The sequence below is a fragment of the Pseudomonas sp. 39004 genome (genome assembly GCF_028682155.1).
GTDB classification, from domain to species: Bacteria; Pseudomonadota; Gammaproteobacteria; order Pseudomonadales; family Pseudomonadaceae; genus Aquipseudomonas; species Aquipseudomonas capeferrum.
In genome coordinates, this window is record NZ_JANIAG010000107.1 from 1 (window position 1) to 18,836 (window position 18,836).

The 18,836-nt window shown below is 61.9% G+C and carries 17 protein-coding genes; 3 read left to right on the forward strand and 14 right to left on the reverse strand.

Features of this window, described 5'->3' with window-relative positions:
- The 14 genes from NP534_RS17970 to NP534_RS18035 form a co-directional block, all read right to left on the reverse strand.
- Positions 1-743 (reverse strand): cache domain-containing protein (locus NP534_RS17970; protein WP_274099597.1); only part of this gene is annotated, 743 nt, incomplete at its 3' end.
- A 4-nt stretch (positions 744-747) separates the two neighbouring features.
- Complete coding sequence (locus tag NP534_RS17975) at positions 748-1,752, reverse strand: formylglycine-generating enzyme family protein (RefSeq protein ID WP_274099598.1); 1,005 nt, start codon at positions 1,750-1,752, stop codon at positions 748-750.
- Entirely contained in the window at positions 1,749-3,386 is a 1,638-nt protein-coding gene (locus NP534_RS17980; RefSeq protein ID WP_033697844.1) for an arylsulfatase, read from the reverse strand. The genes NP534_RS17975 and NP534_RS17980 overlap by 4 nt, the downstream gene beginning before the upstream one ends.
- A gap of 17 nt (positions 3,387-3,403) precedes the next feature.
- On the reverse strand, positions 3,404-4,192 hold the full coding sequence (locus tag NP534_RS17985) for a cyclase family protein (protein ID WP_033697842.1): 789 nt from the start codon (positions 4,190-4,192) through the stop codon (positions 3,404-3,406).
- A gap of 11 nt (positions 4,193-4,203) precedes the next feature.
- Positions 4,204-5,184, reverse strand: coding sequence for an NAD-dependent epimerase/dehydratase family protein (locus NP534_RS17990; RefSeq protein WP_274099599.1), 981 nt, complete (start codon positions 5,182-5,184; stop codon positions 4,204-4,206).
- Positions 5,175-6,167 carry a fumarylacetoacetate hydrolase family protein gene (locus tag NP534_RS17995; protein WP_033697840.1) on the reverse strand — a complete coding sequence of 331 codons (993 nt, stop codon included), beginning with the start codon at positions 6,165-6,167 and terminating at the stop codon, positions 5,175-5,177. Before NP534_RS17995 ends, NP534_RS17990 begins: the two co-directional genes overlap by 10 nt.
- Positions 6,164-6,736 (reverse strand): cupin domain-containing protein, encoded by a 573-nt coding sequence (locus NP534_RS18000; protein WP_033697839.1) that lies wholly within the window; start codon positions 6,734-6,736, stop codon positions 6,164-6,166. The genes NP534_RS17995 and NP534_RS18000 overlap by 4 nt, the downstream gene beginning before the upstream one ends.
- 79 nt (positions 6,737-6,815) lie before the next feature.
- Positions 6,816-7,406: a malonic semialdehyde reductase gene (locus NP534_RS18005; RefSeq protein WP_033697838.1), complete on the reverse strand. Its 591-nt coding sequence runs from the start codon at positions 7,404-7,406 to the stop codon at positions 6,816-6,818.
- Between the two features lie 8 nt (positions 7,407-7,414).
- Positions 7,415-8,620: an MFS transporter gene (locus NP534_RS18010; RefSeq protein ID WP_274099600.1), complete on the reverse strand. Its 1,206-nt coding sequence runs from the start codon at positions 8,618-8,620 to the stop codon at positions 7,415-7,417.
- 112 nt (positions 8,621-8,732) lie between these two features.
- Positions 8,733-11,198: an efflux RND transporter permease subunit gene (locus NP534_RS18015; protein WP_033697836.1), complete on the reverse strand. Its 2,466-nt coding sequence runs from the start codon at positions 11,196-11,198 to the stop codon at positions 8,733-8,735.
- Positions 11,199-11,202: 4 nt separating this feature from the next.
- Entirely contained in the window at positions 11,203-12,291 is a 1,089-nt protein-coding gene (locus NP534_RS18020) for a WD40/YVTN/BNR-like repeat-containing protein (protein ID WP_274099601.1), read from the reverse strand.
- Positions 12,292-12,349: 58 nt separating this feature from the next.
- Positions 12,350-13,714: a DUF1329 domain-containing protein gene (locus NP534_RS18025; RefSeq protein WP_274099602.1), complete on the reverse strand. Its 1,365-nt coding sequence runs from the start codon at positions 13,712-13,714 to the stop codon at positions 12,350-12,352.
- 12 nt (positions 13,715-13,726) lie between these two features.
- Positions 13,727-15,406 (reverse strand): DUF1302 domain-containing protein, encoded by a 1,680-nt coding sequence (locus NP534_RS18030; RefSeq protein WP_033697832.1) that lies wholly within the window; start codon positions 15,404-15,406, stop codon positions 13,727-13,729.
- Positions 15,407-15,778: 372 nt separating this feature from the next.
- Positions 15,779-16,249, reverse strand: a complete 471-nt coding sequence (locus NP534_RS18035) for a MarR family winged helix-turn-helix transcriptional regulator (protein ID WP_033697831.1) — start codon at positions 16,247-16,249, stop codon at positions 15,779-15,781.
- Between the two features lie 285 nt (positions 16,250-16,534).
- On the opposite strand from NP534_RS18035, the gene NP534_RS18040 reads away from it, so the two are divergent.
- The 3 genes from NP534_RS18040 to NP534_RS18050 all read left to right on the forward strand — a co-directional run.
- Complete coding sequence (locus NP534_RS18040; protein WP_047583718.1) at positions 16,535-17,488, forward strand: PDR/VanB family oxidoreductase; 954 nt, start codon at positions 16,535-16,537, stop codon at positions 17,486-17,488.
- Between the two features lie 36 nt (positions 17,489-17,524).
- A complete protein-coding gene (locus NP534_RS18045; protein ID WP_047583717.1) occupies positions 17,525-18,601 on the forward strand; it encodes an aromatic ring-hydroxylating dioxygenase subunit alpha in 1,077 nt (358 codons plus the stop codon).
- Positions 18,602-18,744: 143 nt separating this feature from the next.
- On the forward strand, positions 18,745-18,836 hold a 92-nt coding region (locus NP534_RS18050), incomplete at its 3' end, for a hypothetical protein (protein WP_274099603.1).

The window sequence follows — 18,836 nt, forward strand, 5'->3', positions numbered from 1 at the left end:
GGGTTTTTCCACCGGTAATCGTATCCGCCCTCCTTACGATTCTTCATAAGCGCCAGGATTGGCTCACCCACCGGCTTGCCGTCCGGGTCTCGCACTTGGGTGAATTTTACGCCCAGCAGGCGCAAGTTGTAGCCGTGAGCGACATAGCGCTCGGTATCGAGGTTGATGACAAAGACATAAAGGTCGTCGTCACGAAAGCTTGGCGACAGCGCATTGATGGCAGCGAGACTTGGCTCCCGAGTTTGCTCCAGTGCCGCGACGGTACGATCCGGCAACTGTTCAGCCTGCTGCGGTGTAGCCCGGGGCAAATAGAGACCAACGGCGATGACCCGGTCACCCACGCGCTGGAAAAACACCCTCTTGCGCTCCGCCAGGCCATCGCGTGCGTTCATCCAGCGGTACTCGGCGACCCGCACCTCCCCTTCTGCGCCATTCAGGGCCTGGTGAAAGCCCTCGCGAAGCTCCGGCTCTAGGGCAGCGCTGCCATCCCGCCCAATCAGCACAGCCGAGGTACCACCGCTAGCAAGCATGGTGCCGTGGGTGTCGACCACAAATACATAGTGCTCGCCATCGATGAACTCCCCCTGGCGGCTGAAAGCGGCGAAGGCGGCATCGCCTTGCGACCGATAGTAGTCGACCGCCTGCTGCAGCAGGCGCCGGGCATCGTGCTCTTCATCAGCCATTACAGTAGTGGAAACGATCAGGAGCGCGCACGCGCCCCACAGCATAGGAAGCAAGCGCATGGATTCACTCCGAGTGGGTCAAGGTTGTTGGCGGGATTCGGCGAATGGTGCGAAAGCCCACATGAGAGGTCGCCAGGTCCGCATCCTGGCGCTCACGTGCCGCTGTGCGATAGCGGGCGCAATAGGACGCGGCGCAAAGGTAGGAGCCACCCTTGATGACCTGGGGACGCGACGGTGCTAGCGCGCTACGCAATTGGCTCGGATCGCCATTGGCGTGGCTAATCAGCGGCCCCCACTGGGCATCTGCCGTCCATTCCCAGACGTTGCCGATCATGTCGAACAGCCCAGAGGCGTTGGCGGCAAAGCAACCCACCGGGGCAACGCCAGCGAAACCGTCCTCAGCTGCGTCCTGTATCGGGAACACACCCTGCCAGTAATTTGCTGAGGGCCGGCCGTGGCTGTCGCGTGGTTCCTCGCCGAGACGTTGCGAGGGGTCAACGCCGCGCGCTGCATATTCCCACTCGGCCTCGCTGGGAAGGTCGTTGCCGCGCCACTGCGCGTAGGCCTGGGCATCGGTCAAGGTGACCAAGGTCACAGGGTACTGGTCCGGGTTGGCCAACGGCCCGTCCGGGCCCGATGGGTGGCGCCAGTCAGCACCCTTTACGTAACGCCACCAAGGCAACGCCGACCCGTCGCTGGCCGTGCCCAGCGGTACGTGGAACAACGCGGCGCCACCGGAGCGCTCAGCCTCGGTGATGTAATGGGTAGCCTCGACAAAGGCGCCGAACTGCGCGCGGGTAACTTCGGTGCGATCGATCCAGAAGTCGCCGACGTGCACTGCGGCGAACGGTCGCTCATCCGAGTACCCCCCATCAGTGCCGGGGGTGAAGCGCCCGCCTCTGATGCTGACCATCCCGGCCAGCGGGTCGTTGCCCCAACCCGCCGGCAAGCCACCGTAGGCCTCGCAGCCGGCGACATTGCCCAAGGGCAGGCTGGTGGGCGGCCGCGCAGCGACCGCCGCCAGGGCCAGCACACTCAAGCAACCGAAGGCGATGAGCTGGCGCCTCATGGGGCCTTGGCCAGAGGCGGTGCGACCACACCGACCCGGCGGGCGTAGTCCTGCCAGGCCTGCTGCAAGCGTTGCGTCGTTTCCGGCTGGCTGGCGGCGAGGTCGTGCTGCTCGCCGCGATCGTGCGACAGGTCGAACAACTGCCAACGCAACGGTGGCTGGGGCTGGCCCGGCATGCTCCAGGGCACTAGGCCAAGGAGTTTCAGGTTACCTTCGCGGTAATAGCGACTGCCAAACAGCTCACCGGCCATTACCGGCTCAGCCCGGCCTTTGCCTTCGAGCATCGGCAACATGGAGCGGCCGGTGATGGGATGCTTGGGCTGGCCTTGGTACTGGTCACCCGGGTCCGGCAGACCCGCCAGGGCGAGGAAGGTCGGCGCTAGGTCATCCACCCGTGCCACGCCACGCTCCAGCCCCTGGCGACGCAGGCTGGCCGGCAATTGTACGATGGCCGGCACGCTGATACCGCCTTCGGCGGTGCTGCCCTTGAACAGCCGCAGTGGCGCCGCGCTCACCTCTGCCCAGCGCAGCCCGTAGTCGATCTGCGACCCGCGTCGGCCAAGATTCTCCAGGCGGTTGTCGGTATTCGGCCCAGCGGGGTAGTACTGCTCGTGGCGTTCGCCAGCGGGGCCGTTGTCGGACATGAAAACGATCAAGGTGTTGTCCATCTGGCCGCTGGTCTGCAGGTAATCCAGCAGGCGACCGACGTTGTGGTCGAGGTTGTCCACCATCGCGGCGTAGATCTCCATCTTGCGCGCCTCGATGCGCTTGCGCTGGGGGTCCAGTTGGTCCCAGCCAGGCAACTGCGGGGTGACCGGGAGCGGCGCGGCGCTCTGGAAGTCGGCAGGCAGCAGGCCTTTCTCTTTCATCCGCTCGATTCGCGCTTGGCGAACCGCGTCGTAGCCGCCGTCGTAGCGACCGCGGTATTTATCCAGGTAAGCCTGCGGTGCCTGCAACGGCCAGTGTGGCGAGGTGTAAGCCGCATACGCGAAGAAGGGTTTGCCACTGCCCTGCCCCGTCTTCAGGTACGCCAGCAACTTGTCGGTATAGAAGTCCGTGGAATAGAAGTCATCCGGCAGCTCCACTGGCTTGCCATTCTCGCGGTAAGAGAGTTGTTCGATCTTCGCGGTCGAGCCAGGGGCGGGCTTGAAGTGCACCCCACCCCCTTCGAGCAGGGTGAAAGACTGCTCGAAGCCACGACGGTCCGGGCCCTGCTCCGGGGCCAGGCCCAAGTGCCACTTGCCGACCATGGCGGTACGGTAACCACCATCGCGCAACAGGCCGGCGATGGAGTGCGCCTGTTGGTTGAGGTAGCCCTCATAGCCTGGCTTGCCTCGCTGGAACGGTTGCATCCCTTCGGCCATGGTTCCCAGCCCGGCCAGGTGATTGTCGGTGCCGGACATCAGCATGGACCGGGTCGGCGAACAGGTCGGCGCGGCGTACATGTTGGTCAGTTGCAGACCACTGGCAGCCAGGTGATCAAGGCTCGGTGTGGCGATCTCACCACCGAAGGCGCCGAGGTCGGAGTAGCCCAGGTCATCGGCCACGATCAGCAGTATATTGGGGCGCTCGGCCGCACCGGCGAGCACTGGCGCAAGGCACGCCAAGGCCGCCAACAGTATGCGCAATCGCATTGGGGTTGCTCCTGTTCTTATTCTTCGAAGATGGCCACGGCGCGGACGAAGCCGGCCGAGGCGTGCTTGATCTTGTAAGGGAAGCAGGACACCAAAAAGCCGCTGGCCGGCAGGCTGTCAAGGTTGGCCAACTTCTCCATCTGGCCGTAGCCGATATCGCGCCCGGCCTTGTGGCCTTCCCAGATGATTGACGCATCGCCACTCTCGGCGAAACGTTCGCGGGTGTACTTGAATGGCGCGTCCCAGCTCCAGGCGTCGGTACCCACGACTCGCACGCCGCGCTCCAGCAGGTAGAGGGTGGCTTCACGGCCCATGCCGACGCCTGCTTCCAGATACCCCGGCTCGCCGAACAGGCTGCCGGCACGAGTGTTCACCAGCACGATGTCCAGCGGCTGCAGCTCGTGACCGATACGCGAAAGCTCAGCGTCCACCTCCGCGCCAGTCACCACATGGCCATCGGGCAGGTGGCGAAAGTCCAGCTTTACTCCCGCTTGCAGGCACCACTCCAGCGGCAGTTCATCGATACCGAACGCCGGCTTGCCGCCGTCGGTGGTGGATGCGTAGTGCCAGGGCGCATCCATGTGAGTGCCGCTGTGGGTGGTGATCGACAGGCGCTCCGCCGCCCACGACTCGTGCCCCGGCATCTGGTCCAGGGACAGGCCAGGGAACATCGCGGCCATTTCTGGCCAACCCTGCTGGTGGTCCATGTAGTCGATCTTGGGCAGCAGCGGCGGCGGGTCGGTGTAGGGGTTGTTGTCCAGCGTTACCGAGAGGTCGACGAGGCGGCGTTTACGGGCAAGGGTCATGGCAGCAGGTCTCAAAGGGTTTGCAGTGACGCGCGCGCATGGCGCGGGCGTTGGCTCAGGTTAAGGGCGTTACGCACCAGGGCTTGGGCAGAACCATCGTGATGAAATCCCAGGGCCCGCGATTGCGAGGTACGCAAAGGCGGATAGCGGCCGAACAACGCCTCCAGGTCCGCGTGCGGCTGGTAACTCATCAAGGCGCGACGGTCGTCGCCGAAGGCCTCGGCCAGGGCTTCGACCACTTGGTCCATGGCCAGGTGCAGCACAGGCAACTGCCACACCCGCTGAGGGCCGGGGTTTTGCAGTTCGGCGGCATGCAGCAGGTTGTCGACGCAGCAACGCGCCGACATCCACCAGGCGGTGGCCTGCGGCGATACCGGGCAGCAATATTTTTCTCCAGCGGCAAGGGCGTGCATCAGGTCGCTCATGAAGGCCGAACGCAAGCCATTCGGCTCGCCGGGCCGTGCGACGATGCCGGGTAGCCGCAACGCGCGGCCATCTACCTCGCCACGGCGGGCGAGGTCATTGAGCTGGGTTTCCACCATGACCTTGTGCGCGCCATAAGACAGCGCCGGACGCGGTATCCACTGCTCGTCCATGCGTGCCGGTAGTTGCGCGCCGTACACGGCCACGCTGCTTGCGTAGACCAGCACCGGTGGCCGCGCAGCGTTGCGCAACTGATCAAGCAGTTCCAGGGTCGCCAGCAGGTTCACCTGCCGGCCCAATGCATAGTGCTCCTCGGCTGCGCCGCCGGGGACGCTCACCAGATGGAACACGACATCCACGCCATCGGCCAGGGCGCGGCGTAACAGGGTCGGTTCTGCGATGCTGCCTGCGAGCAAGCGCAGGCGCGGGTCGGAAGGAAAACCCTCCAGTTGCTGATCCAGTAACACCAGCGCTTCCAGCGGCTGGCCGCGCAGCTGGCCCTTGTCCAGCAGTCGTTGCACCAGCAAGCGTCCAAGGAAACCGGCAGCTCCGGTAATCATCACGCGCATGGCGGGGCTGCCTGGACTACCTGCTGGTCGATGGCACCGAACAACGGCGAACCATCCGTGTTGCACGCCTCCATGCGAATGCGGTGACCGAATTGGAGGAAGCCGGTGCGCGGCGCACCCTGTTCGATCATTTCAATGGCGCGGCGCTCGGAAATACACGCCGATCCCACGCTGCGGTCGGCATTGGAAACGGTGCCGGAGCCAATCACGCTACCGGCGCCAAGGCGACGGGTCAGCGCGGCATGGGCGATCAACTGGTGGAAGCCGAAGTGCATGGCGCCGCCATGCGGGTGGCCAAACCACTGGCCATTCCACTCCACGTTCAGTGGCAGGTGCACGCGACCGTCGCGCCAGGCATCTCCCAACTCGTCTGGGGTAACGGCCACCGGGGCGAAGCTGGAGGAGGATTTGGCCTGGACGAAGCCGAAGCCGGTCTTCATTTCCCGTGGCGCCAACGCCCGCAGGCTGACGTCGTTGACCTGCAGTACCAGGCGAATATGCGCCAGTGCCTGCTCGGCCGTGCAGCCCATGGGCACCTCGTCCACCAGCACAGCGAACTCGCCTTCGAAGTCGATGCCGTGGGCCTCGCTGGGCAGTGCAATGTCCTGCCGCGGGCCAAGGAAGTCGTCGCCAGCGCCCTGGTACATCAGCGGAGTGGACTCTACGCCTTCGATGGGCGCAAGGTTGAACGCTCGCTGCATCAGCTCGCCGTGGCTGAGGAAGCAAGAACCGTCCAGCCATTGCCAGGCACGCGGCAGCGGCGCCATCACGCGGTTGGGGTCGAAGTCGAAGGCGCCGGCGAGTTCACCGTTGTTAAGGGCATCGTAGCGGCCGCGCAAGTCGGCCTCCACGTTCGGCCAGTGATCCACGGCCGCTTGCAACGTGGGGGCGATATCGGCGGCGTCCACCGCACGCCTCAAGTCACAGGAAACCAGTAGCAGGCGGCCGTCGCGGCTGCCGTCGTCGAGTGTGGCAAGCTTCATTGCAGCATCTCCTTGAGTTCGGGGGCGTAGCGGCCGTCAAGCAGGATGAAGACCATCCGCGCCATGTTCTCGGTGCGGTTGCTCCAGGCATGGTTGGTGCCGCGCTGGACCACGATATCGCCGCGCTTGAGGTGGACTTCCTCGCCGTCGAGCACCAGCCACACCTCACCCTCGGTGACGAGGCCGTAGTCGAGGGTTTCGGTGCGGTGCATGAGCTTGTGCCTGGAGTCCGCCTTGCCAGTGCCTGCATGGGCTTGGCCGATCTCGGCGAAGGCCGCAGCGGCATCCTCGGCGCTGACCTGGTTCTGCACGCTGTCCGGCGGAATATCCACCACACGGATCACGCTGCCCTGGGCGCCGGGGGAAAGCTGCAGGGGCTTGTCGGTTGGGTCGGCGCCATTGTCCAATCGCGCCGGGCTGACGCTGCTGTTCCAGACCTCATAGAACAGGGTGCCGGGCACCGCCTTGAGCGGGAAGTTGTTGGGCGTAGGGCCTGCCAGGGTGACCACGGCGCGGCCCTCGTTGTCGTGGCCGGTGACCACGCGCTGGAATGGGGGAAGTGCTCGCATGAAAACTCCTTTCAATCAATTGCCGTCACGAGGGGCCATCGTCGACGATCGTGTTCTGTGCGCTGATAAAACCGGCTGCTTAGAGAATGCGGCAGCCTTGCTCGAAGGACAGGCGCGGCCCGGACGGGCGCAGACCCGAATCGTCGCCGTAGCCCAGGCTGCAGAGAAAGTTGCTGCGCCAGCGCCCATCGGGGAAGAACGCGGCATCTACCTCGGCGTTGTCGAAGCCCGACATGGGTCCGCAATCCAGCCCCAGGGCGCGGGCCGCGAGGATCAGGTAGGCGCCTTGCAGGCTGCTGTTGCGCAGCGCGGCGACGAAGGCCGCCTGCGGGTTGTCGCGGTAGACGGCACCGGCGTCGTAGATCGGAAACAGCTCGGGCAGCAGCTCGAAGAAGCGACTGTCCCAAGCAACGATGGCGGTCACCGGGGCCTGCAGCATTTTTTCGCCGTTGTGGCCCTTGAGGGCTGGCAGCAACTTGCGCTTGGCCTGCGGGCTACGCACGAAGACAAAGCGCGCCGGGCAGCAGTTATTGCTGGTCGGGCCTTGGCGCACGGCCTGGTACAGCTGCTGCAGCAGTGCATCCGGCACCTCGCGGTCGAGCCAGTGGTTGTGCGAGCGCGCGCGCAGGAACAGTCGGTCGAGAGCGGCGTTTTCCAGGGATTGGGGCATGGCTACCTCTAGATGTGATCAGGCGTGGTGGTAGCGCCAGTGCCGCGCGAACGGAAACACTTCGCCAGCACCACGCAGGCGAGCGCCAGCAGCACCTGGGCGACAGCCACAACGGTCAGGGCGCCAGGCAATTGGGCGACCACGCCGCCATTGAGGCCCAGCACCACCAGAGGGCTGATGAACTCGCCGGCGAATAAGGCCGCGGTGAAGCCTCCGGTGGCGCGGCCGCGCTGCGTGAAATCGACCTGCCTCATCACCCCGGTGATCAGGGTCGGCAGCATCAATCCGATGCCCAGGCCATTGATCAGCACCGCAACCACCACCAGCGCTGGGTTGTCGGTGGTGGCCATCAGCAACCCACCGACCCCGGCTGTGGCGAAAGCCAGCAACAGCAGGTGTTGCCGGCGCTGGCCGTTGAGCAGGCGGAAGCTCAGTGCACCGGCCAGCACGCCGAGCTGGTTGGCGCCCATGGTCATGCCGATCTGCTGGGGCGAATCGACGTGCAGCAGGGTGAGCAGGAAGCCGGCTTGCACCGGTACGATGAATAAGCTGATACCCGCCAGTACGGTGAGCAGGTACAACGGCAAAAGCCTGCGCCACGGGAAGTCTTCCGCCTTGCCAGACAACGCCGCGGCTTCAGCGACCTTCGGCTCCCAGAGCAGCATTGCCATCAGCGGCAGGAGCAGCAGGCCTGCGCCGTAGAGCACGAAAGGCAGACGCCAGTCGTTTTGCCCAAGTGCGCCGCCCAAGGCGATGAACACTGCTGCCGAAAGCGAAGTGGCGACCATCTGCAGGGCGAACAGGCGCTCGCGGCGCCCGCCCTGGTAGTAGTCACCCATCAGCGTCGTGCAGCAGGTCATGATGCCGGCTTCCGCCAGGCCCAGGCCGGCGCGGCTGATGACGATTCCCAGCAGCGACTCTAGCCACAGCGGCAGCAGCCCGCAGAGGCTGTAAAGCACCATCGAGGCCAGCAACAGCGGCTTGCGCCCCAGGCGGTCGGCGATGACACCGGCAAACGGCGCCAGCAGCGCGATCACCAATGCAGGAATAGTCAGGCTGATGGGCACCAGCACTTCGGCGCCGGGTGTATCGGCAAAATGCGCCTGCATGCGCGGCAGTACCGGTGCCAGCAGCACCGCGCCCAGCACCGGCAAACAGCTGCCGAACAGCAGCAACAACGATTGCGGCAAACCCGCCTGGCGCTCAGTACTCATTGCAGTGCGCCTCCATGGCCGTCCGTAGGCCGCGTGGCAGTGCGAGCCAGAGGGTTTGCAAAGTCTCGATCAGTGGCGTCATACCCATGTGCTCTTGTTGTTGGGGCGAAGGTCAGCGGGTGGCGGTATCCAGCAACAACGGGCGACCAGTGGCGGCGGCCTTGGCGGGCTGCATATCGGCAACGGGCTCGGCGGCGACAACTGCATCGCTGCGGCGGGTCGCTGGTAGCAGGAAATAGGCAAGCGCTGGCAACAGCAGTAGTGCGCCGACCATGTTCCAGACGAACATGAAGGCCAATAGCACGCCCATGTCGGCCTGGAACTTGATGGGCGAGAAGATCCAGGTGCCGACGCCGATGGCCAGGGTCACGCCGGTGAGCATCACCACTTTGCCGGTGGAGACCAGCGCGCGGTAATAGGCTTCGGAAAGGCTGGCGCCCTGGCGCAGGTGGCCAAGCATGATGCTCATCACATACAGCGCGTAGTCGACGCCAATGCCCACGCCCAAGGCGATCACCGGCAAGGTGGCGACCTTGACGCCGATGCCCAACCAGACCATCAACGCCTCGCAGAGGATGGAGGTAAGCATCAGCGGAATCACCGCACAGAGGGTGGCGCGCCAGGAGCGGAAGGTGATCAGACACAGCAAGATCACCGCGCCGTAGACCCAGAACAGCATCTCGCGATTGGCTTCCTTGACCACGATGTTGGTAGCGGCCTCGATCCCGGCGTTACCGGCAGCCAACTGGAATTTGACTTCGTCGGTGTCGTTGGCAGCGGCGAAGGCTTCGACGTGCTCCACCAGCCGGGTCAGCGTTTGGGCCTTGTGGTCGGAGAGGTAGACATAGAGCGTGAGCAAGTTGCACGACTCGTTGTACAGGCCGCGCGGCGCGCTGGCGGTGATCATGTTGAGCATCGCCTGGTTGTTCTGCAGTTCGTACCACTTGGGGCTGCCTTCGGAGAGACCTACCAGCATCCGACGGTTGAGCAGCGCCAGCGAGTTGGTCGAGTCCACGCCCGGCAGGCTGCGCAGTTGCCAGTCCAGCTCATCGACCTTGCGCAGGATGTCGTAGCGTGCGCAGGCGCTGTTTGGTGTACGCACCATGATCGCGAAAAGATCGCTGCTGGCCCCGTAACTGCGGGTCATGAATGCATCGTCCAGGTTGTAGCGCGAGTCGGCGCGCAACTCCGGCGCCCCGGCGTCAAGATCGCCGATGGCCAGGTTCAGGCTGACCAGGAAGCCGAGCGCTGCCATCACCAGGCTGACAACCACGCAGACGGCGGCCCAGGGCTTGCGGGTGAACAGGTCAAGGAAGCGCCAGAATGCATGACGCACCTGGCCCCCCTCCTCGGCCCGCTCGCTTCTAAGGCTCAACGCAGCAGCGTGAGGACTGACGCCGACATAGGAGAGCAGCACCGGAAGCAGGATCAGGTTGGTGAAGATCAGCACGGCCACACCGATGCTGGCGATGATCGCCAGGTCCTGGATCACCTGGATCTGGATAAGCATCAAAACGGCAAAGCCCACGGCGTCGCACAGCAACGCAGTGAGGCCTGCGAGGAACAGTCGGCGGAAGGTGAAACGCGCAGCCACCACGCGGTGCATGCCGCGACCGATGTCCTGCATGATGCCGTTCATTTTCTGCGCGCCGTGGCTCATGCCGATGGCGAATACCAGGAACGGCACCAGCACCGAATAGGGGTCCAGTTCGTAGCCCAGAAGGGGCAGCAGGCCAAGCTGCCAGACCACCGCCACCAGCGAGCAGAACACCACCAGCACGGTGCTGCGCACACAACGCGTGTAGCCGTAGAGCACCACCGTGGTGATCAGAATGGCAACAGCGAAGAACAGCAGGATCTGCTCCAGGCCTTCGATCAGGTCACCCACTTTCTTGGCGAAACCGGTGATGTGGATATCGACGCTGTCACTCTGGTACTTAGCCCGCAGGGTCTCCAACTGATCGGACAACACCCGGTAGTCCAACGGCTTGCCATCGGGCGTGCGCGCCATCAGCGGCACGTAGATGATGCTGGAGCGCTGGTCGAAGGCTACCAATTGACCAATCTCGTTGGACAACTGCACGTTGCGCCGTAGTTCGCCCAGCGATGACGGGCTGCCATCGTACTCATCAGGAATCACCGGGCCGCCGTCCAGGCCCTCTTCGGTCACCGAAACCCAACGGGTGGCAGGCGTCCACAGCGACTTCATGTAGGCGCGGTCAACACCCGGCAACAGGTAGATCTGGTCGCTCAGCGCCTGCAGGGTACGCAGGTAATCGGCGTCGTAGATATCACCGTGGCGGTTGGTGACGGCGATACGCACCGCATTGCCGATTCCGGACAACTCCTTCTGGTTGTCCAGGTAGTTGGCGATGTAGGGGTGCCCGGTGGGGATCATCTTCTCGAAGCTGGCATTGAGCTCCAGACGGCCCGACTGCCAGCCGAGCAGCACGGTGGTCAGCAGGCACAGCAACAGCACCCAATGGCGGTGATTGAACAGTGCGCGTTCGATCAGCGATCCAGAGCGAGGGTCGAAGCTATCGGACGCGGATGACAGGGTTTGGCGAGCGGAATTCATTGACTCACTCCGAAGCGGAAACGGTGGGCTGTGGCAGGCGCGAAAGCCCGGAGAACCCCGCGGCAACGAGGCTGCCATCGGCGGCCTGGACGATGCCTGAGACCGGTTTGCGCAATGATTCGGAAACCGGGGTGAATCCCGAGGGAGCGCTTGCAAACAATCCGCCCGCTTGATTGGCCAGCAGCACGCGACCATCGTTTAGAACACTGGCATCACTGAGGGACACCGGCGCCAGTGTCGGCAACGCTTCGGCGCGCTCGGCACCGGGCGACAGGACAAACGCGTGGCCTTTGAGCCCGCCAATGAGCAGTGCACCGTCGCCGCGACTTGCCAAGGTGAACAGCGTGCCGGCGTAGGGGCTGCTTATCTGTTCGAAGTGTTCACCGTCCAGCGCTCGCGCTAAGTAGCCCTGCTCGCCGGCCAGCACCAAGTCATTACCTTGGTACGCCACGGCATACAGGTGCAGGCCCATTGGGTTATCGATCTGGCCCATCGCTGAATGCCAGCTAGCGCCGCCGTCGTCGCTGCGCATGGCCAGGCCGTAGGCACCGACCACCAGCACATGCTTCGTGTCACTGGCTGCCAGCGCCAGGAGCGGTTTGTCGGGCCCTTCAGCGAGCAGGCGTTCGGCGGTTTGTACGCGTACTTGTGCCGCTTCGTCATCCGCCTGGGTCGACAGCGCGCTTTGTGCTGCCTGCAATTCCAGCTGCGCTGCACGCAGGCCATCGAGCTGAAGTCGCCAGCTTTCGCCACCGTCGCCAGTCCCCAGTACCACACCGCCATGGCCCACGGCCCAGCCGACATTGGCATCGGCAAACTGCACTGCGGTGAGCCCCACCGACACCGGCACGCCGGCTTGACGCCAATGCTCGCCGTTATCATCGGATAGCAGGATCAGACCGCGTTCACCTACCGCCACCAGGCGCTGGCCCGCCAAGGCCAGGGCAGTGAAAACTCCGCGCTGAGGGTTGGCAACCTTGGCCGCCGGACTCTGTAGTACGTCGCCGACCACCAGCCCTTGAGCCAGGCAATAAGGCGCAAAAGGCACAAGGAGGGCCAACAACAGGCCACTCAACTGACGCAGTGTGTTCATATCTACCTCGATTCTGTCGCAGGAGGGGAAGGCGCTGTGCACCCTCCCCAGAACATCGTCAGCGCACGCCCCGCCCGGCCATTGCGGCAGGTGAGAATTCAGCAGGTTTGTAACGTTCGACCGAGGCGTACTGCTGAGCTTTGCCGGTGTAAACGTTCTGGATGAACCAGGCACCGGACACCAGGTCGTAGAAGCCCGAAGACAACTGGGCCACCGCCGGCAGGTCTGGCATCACCGCAGGCAGCGACCACAGGGTCTTGGCCAACTGACCATTGGCGTCCCAGCGGTCACCGAGCATGGCTTGCCATGTGTCCTCGTCGAGGTAGTACCGCCCTTCGGGCAACTGGTGACGCTTGCCGGGTGCAAGTTCGGCGTCTACCACCCACACACGATGGAGCTCCCAGCGCACTTGGTCGGGGTTCAGGTGATGTTTGTCGAACAAGTCTTCAGGCTTGCCGGCAGCTTGGACCTTGTTGGTGTTGTAGGGGATGTACATCTCTTGCTTGCCCACCAACTTCCAGTTGAAGCGGTCCAGCCGACCTTGGAACACACTCAGCTCATCGAACGACATCACGCCTGCGGTCGCCGGCGTAGGGGTGTCGCAGCAGGCGTTGGGCAGCTTGCGCACTCGTCGCTGGCCGGTCAGGTAGACGTGGGCCTGAGACTTGTCGCCATTTAGGTTGGTACGACCCATGATCTGCTCGCCTGCCCGCAATGGCGGGCCAACGTTGAGCAGGCGGAACAGCCAATAGTCACCGTCGAAGCTGGCGGCGTTACCATCCTTGTAGTAATAGGGCATCTCCTGCACCGCTTTGCCGTCAGTGGTGAGCACTTGGGCGCCATCGGCAGTCATCAGGTAATGCCGGAAATCCATCGCCAGTGACGTGCCGCGCCAGTTGAGGATGTGGTTCCACATCGCCTCTGTGCCGTCTTTCGGGATCGGGAACGGAATACCGCCGTAGGCACCTTCGGGCACAAGGCCTGCACTGCTTTGCACCAGCTTGGCGTGCTTGGCATTGTTCAGGGTGTTGTCGTACACCCATTGCGGAGCTGCAGCGCTGCGCCGGGTTGGATAAACGTCGATGCGATAGGTTTCCGGGTAACGCTTGAACATGGCTTTGGTGCCATCGCTGAGCTTGGCCGCGTACTGGTCCATGTTCTTGCTAGTGATGCTGAACAGCGGTTTGTCAGCGGCAAACGGATCGCCGCGTTTGCCACCCTCTTTGAACGAGGGGTCCACCTTTGTGTAGCCGCCGTCCCAGGCCGGAATGCTGCCGTCGGCGTTACCGGCGCGCTCAGCGCCCAGCGGCGTCAGTTGCTTGCCCAGATCATCCGGGCCAGCGGCTTGCACGGGTTGCAAACTGAGCGCGGCAGCGCCGAGCAGGGCCACACAAAAGTGCTTGAGTGAGAAAGGAATGTTCATGCACGCGTCCCCTCAGAATGTTGTTTTGACCGAGAAGGCCAGGTAGTCCCGGTCTTTCAGTGATTGTTTGAACGTAAACTGGCTGGCGGCGTTGAGGTTGGTGTCCTCTGGGCCGTAGTAGTGGGTGTAGGTCAGGCCGAAAGTGACGCGGTCCAGGTAGGTGGCACTCAGGCCGATGTTGAAATCGCCACCGCGGTCCGGGCCGAAGCTGCTGATCACCGCCGATTTACCCATGGGGAAGTAGCTGATGCCTACTGGCACACTGAGGTCGATGCCAGGGAAAATCTGCCGATATGTCGGGCTGTACACCAGCTTGATGCCAACGCCGTCGTCGGTAGCGCTCGGGTCAAGCGCAGCACGGTTCTTGGTGACACTGAGCAAGCGGTTCCAGGCGATTTCGCCGACCAGGCTTGCCTCGTTGGCGATGAACGAGGGGCCCAGCGACGCCAGCATGTTCAGGTTCAGGTGCGCCGTGCGCCCCACGGCATAAAGCGGATGGTTGTCATTGTCGGCAACCATGCCCGGTGTAACGGTCTGGCCATTGGAAACCAGCGGCATATTCCAGCGCATGGAGGCTTCACCGGCGAAGCTGTACTCATCCAGCGTGGTGGCAAAGCTTGCGCCCAGTGCACGGATCTCTTCGGGATAGACCCAGTAGTATTCGCCGATCTGGCCAGTGGCGAAGTTCGGTCCGGTAGCGCTTGGCTTCAAGTACAGCTTGGGGGATTTGTCGTGGTACTGGATGGCGTAGAGGCCGTACTCAACGGTGTCGGCGGTGTAGCGCAACTGCAGGCCGCCCTGCCCCGAGCTCTTGGCTTCTTTGTCGTTGCCGTGGAAAAAGGCTGCCGGGCTGCCGGGGTTGCCGCCCAAAAATGGCGGAAACGGTGCGCCGACAATCAGTCGCTCGTTACCTTCGCCAATGGTGTCGCTAACCGAAAAATAGCTGCCAGCCCCCGGCAAACGGGTTTCTTCCCATTCGAACTGGTAGTAAGCGCCGACTGACAACGCATCCGTCAGTTGATAGGTGGTAGACAGCTGGCTGACCGGCCGGGTTATTTCCTTGAACTGAGTGTTGGGTACCGACACCGCCTTGACCACGTCTACCGGTGCCATGCCGCCAGCGATACCGTTGGCGCCGAAGAACAGGCTTTCACCCCAGATCAGCCCGTGGCGGCCCAGGCGTACCGAGAGCGCGCGGTTGGCCAGGTCACCGTTCCAGTAGACAAAGGCATCCAGTAGTTCGCCGTCGCCGCCGTGCAAGTGGCGGGTATCGTCGGTGAATTCGTCGTAAGCAACCGAACGCTGGTTGGCCCGCGTCGGGTCATTGTTGTCGTTGTCTTTCTGGTATTCGGTATCGAACCAGCCCGCGCCACTGATCCGCGCGCCGTATTCGCGGTAGCCAATGTCAAGTTCAGAGAGTACATCCAGGCGGTTGGAGATCAGGCCCTTGTTGAAGTTGCGGTCGCCATCGTCCTGGTTCAACGCCACCGAGGTGCTGCTGAGCTTGCTGCTTTGGTCCTTCAGGCGCCAGGCAGAACTGTACTTGAGCGTGTTGTCCCACCGCAGACTGAGGTCAGGGTTGTCGGTCTGCACTTCAAACGCCTGGGCACATGGAAGACCGCAGACCATGGCAGTGGCGAGCGTCAGAGTGAAAGGCGCACGCCGCGCTGCGGCGATGGAGCGAATAGCCATCGAACGAACCCTCTTTTATTGTTTTTGTTGGCAATTTTCTTTGGCACCACGGCCGGACGAGGCGAACGGGATCGTTGCGATCGACCTGCCGAGGTGAAGTCAGCTGGCGGGATAGACCAGAAGACGGGAACAGGTTGACCTCAGTGCAGGGCTCTGACTAATCGCTTGTTGGGATGTGACCTATCGGCAATCGCGATACTTGGCGTCAAGTATTGAATCGTTCGGTAGCGATGGTCCGAGGGGGAAGCATGCCCGCGCAAAGGTGCGAAGGCTGCCTGGAAGGTTGATAGCGGAAGGGGTGCGCCGCTGGCTGGTAGCGTTACTTCAGGAGCAGCTTGGTCGCCGAGCGGATCAAGAGCATTGTCAGCACGCTCAGGGTTTCTCTGGGTCGTAGTCGTTGACGTGGGAGACCTGGGTGTTCAAGCGTCCAAGCAAGTTGATCAAGGTATCGACTTCGGCTGACGAGAGGCCACTCAGCAAGCGACGCTCTCGCTCAAGCGCAACCATCAACACCCGGTTGTACAACTGCACACCGCTCTCGGTAAGCGAAACGGTGTAGCGCCTTCCGTCAGCAGGATCCACTTCCGTACGAACTCGCCCTGCCACCTCCAGCGCCTGTAGAGAGCGGCTAACAGCGCTTTTGTCGAGACCGATCACCTGGCAGATACGATTCGCCGTAATCCCGCTTTCCACTGCCAGCATGGACAGCATCCTCCACTCCACAACGCCAATCCCGAAGTGTTTGCGATAGCACTGCGAAGCACCTGAGGAGAGTTTGTTCGACAAAAAATTCAGCAGCGCGGGCACATAGCGAGCGAGGTCTAGCTTGGGGGCAGTGGACATCGAGAGCACACCTTCAATCGGCCTTGGAAAAAATTAGTTGACACCGCAACCAATTGATCCGAGGATTTACTCAACCGATAGCTGGGGCCAGCCCAGCATGATATGCCGTCACAGCACCTCACAAAAATAATTATCAGGTAGTGCCATGAACACTCGCCACCTAGTCACTTCCCGCGTGCCTGGCTGCAAGCCAGAGCTGCCGCCATTCGCGCCAGGCTGACCTCCTCCCGGTCGATCCTTTACCTGTGAATTTTCATTAGCCACTTGAATGTGGAGGGATGAGTCATGTTTGAAGTCAACGTCAGCCGCAAGGCAATCGAAGCAGAAGGGGTTTGCAGCTTTGAATTGAGCCCCTTGGATGGCGGATCACTTCCACCATTTGAAGCCGGTGCCCACATCGACGTTCATATACCAGGCGGGTTCATTCGCCAGTACTCGCTGTGCAATGACCCACGAGAGCGTAATCGCTATCTCATCAGTGTTCTGAAGGAGCCTAGCTCCCGCGGCGGCTCGGAGGCAATGCACTCAGCTGTAGAGCAAGGCCAAACGCTGGCGATCAGTGCGCCACGCAATCTGTTCCAGCTCGACCACAGCGCAAAGCGCCACCTGCTGTTTGCGGGAGGCATTGGTATTACCCCAATCCTGGCCATGGCTTATGAACTTTCGCATCGCAGCCTGGAGTTCGAGCTTCATTACTGCTTCCGCTCCAGCGACCGTGCAGCATTCGTCAACGCACTTGCTCATGCGCCGTTCGCGGACCGCATCACTTTCCATGATGACAGCGGCGTGCAGCAGCAAAAACTGAATGCCGCCGCCATTCTCGATACGGTCGATCAAGGTTGCCACCTGTATGTGTGCGGCCCCACCGGCTTCATGAACCACATTCTGGAAACCGGCGAGGCTGCCGGCTGGCCTCAAGCGCGCATGCATCGAGAGTTCTTTGCGGGCCAGATCAGTGACCAGGGTTCAAACACGCCCTTCGAGGTAGTGCTCGCCAGGAGCGGTAGAACCTTTGAAATTCCAGTCGACCGCAGCGTATTCGAGGTGTTGGACGACGCGGGAATTGAAGTTCAAACATCCTGCGAACAAGGCGTGTGTGGCACATGCGTGACACGCGTGCTGGAGGGTATCCCGGATCACAGAGATCAATTCATGACTGCCGATGAACACGCCAGGAATGATTGCTTCACACCGTGCTGCTCCCGGGCAAAGTCACATCGACTCGTACTTGACCTCTGATCTCAAACCAAAACATTCACTGCAACGGAGACACCCATGACTGCCTCTCCCCTTCAGTCACTCGCCCAGGATATTGCACCCGCCAAGCCTTCCACATTCCCGCTCAATCAATGGTATGTGGCTGCGTTGGGCTGGGAGCTCAAGGATCGTCCCGTTGGCCGAACCTTGCTGAACAAATCAGTCGTGTTGTTCCGCACTGCGGATGGCAAGGTGGCGGCACTCGAAGACCGATGCTGTCACAGGGCACTGCCGCTGTCCGATGGAACACTTGAAGCCAGCGGCCTTCGTTGCGGCTATCACGGTCTCTTGTTCAATGAAGCCGGTAAATGCATTGAGATCCCCGGCCAGGAAAAAATACCTAGCAAAGCAAAAGTGGCAGCCTTTCACGTGGTTGAAAAAGATCAGATCGTTTGGATCTGGTTTGGTAGCCCCGAACACCCAGCACCTATCGATGAACCTCCTGCCTACGATGTTCACACCAATGGGCATTATCTTTTTGATGGTGACGTGTATCACTACGACGCGCCCTATCAGCTCATACACGACAACTTGATGGATCTGAGCCATTTGGGCTATGTCCACCTACGCACCATTGGCGGCAACGCCAGCGTTCACATGAATGCGCAAATGACGGTAGAAAGTGACGACCATTCGGTTCGCGTCGTTCGACACATGCCTGACTCCGTCCCACCTCCGACCTATGTCGCCGCCTATCCATTCAAAGGCAGTGTCGATCGGTGGCAGGAAATTGAGTTTCATATCAGCCACCTGCGTATTTGGACCGGCGCTGTAGATGCCGGAACCGAGCCCCTGGACAATCCGCAGCGGGGCGGCTTCCACATGCGCGGCTTCCACGGCGTGACCCCGGAAACCGAAACCACTAGCCATTACTTCTGGACCATCGCCACCAATCCGGAAAGCAATCACGAAGAAGTCAAAGCGAAAGTAGTTGAGCAAACGATAATGACATTTGATGAGGATAAAGTTGTTATCGAATCCCAATACAAGAACATTTGTAGATTCGGTGAACGGCAGATGATTGATATTCATGTTGACGTCGGTGCCAACAGGGCCCGCCGGATCATAGAAAGGCTTTGTCACTCCACCCGTTGAGTGCCCAGTGCATTTATATCGTGCGGGTATCTATGCACTCTTTTTACATGCAACACGTGCAACACCGTCCACGCGGCTATAGGTGACGCACTGTGATGAGTGAAACTTGTTCAACGACAATTACAATAGAGCGAGGCATGGCTATGTCTGAAAATCGTGGTGTTGTGTATCTCGGTGCCGGCAAGGTAGAGGTACAAAAAATTGACTACCCCAAGATGCAGGATCCGCGCGGCAA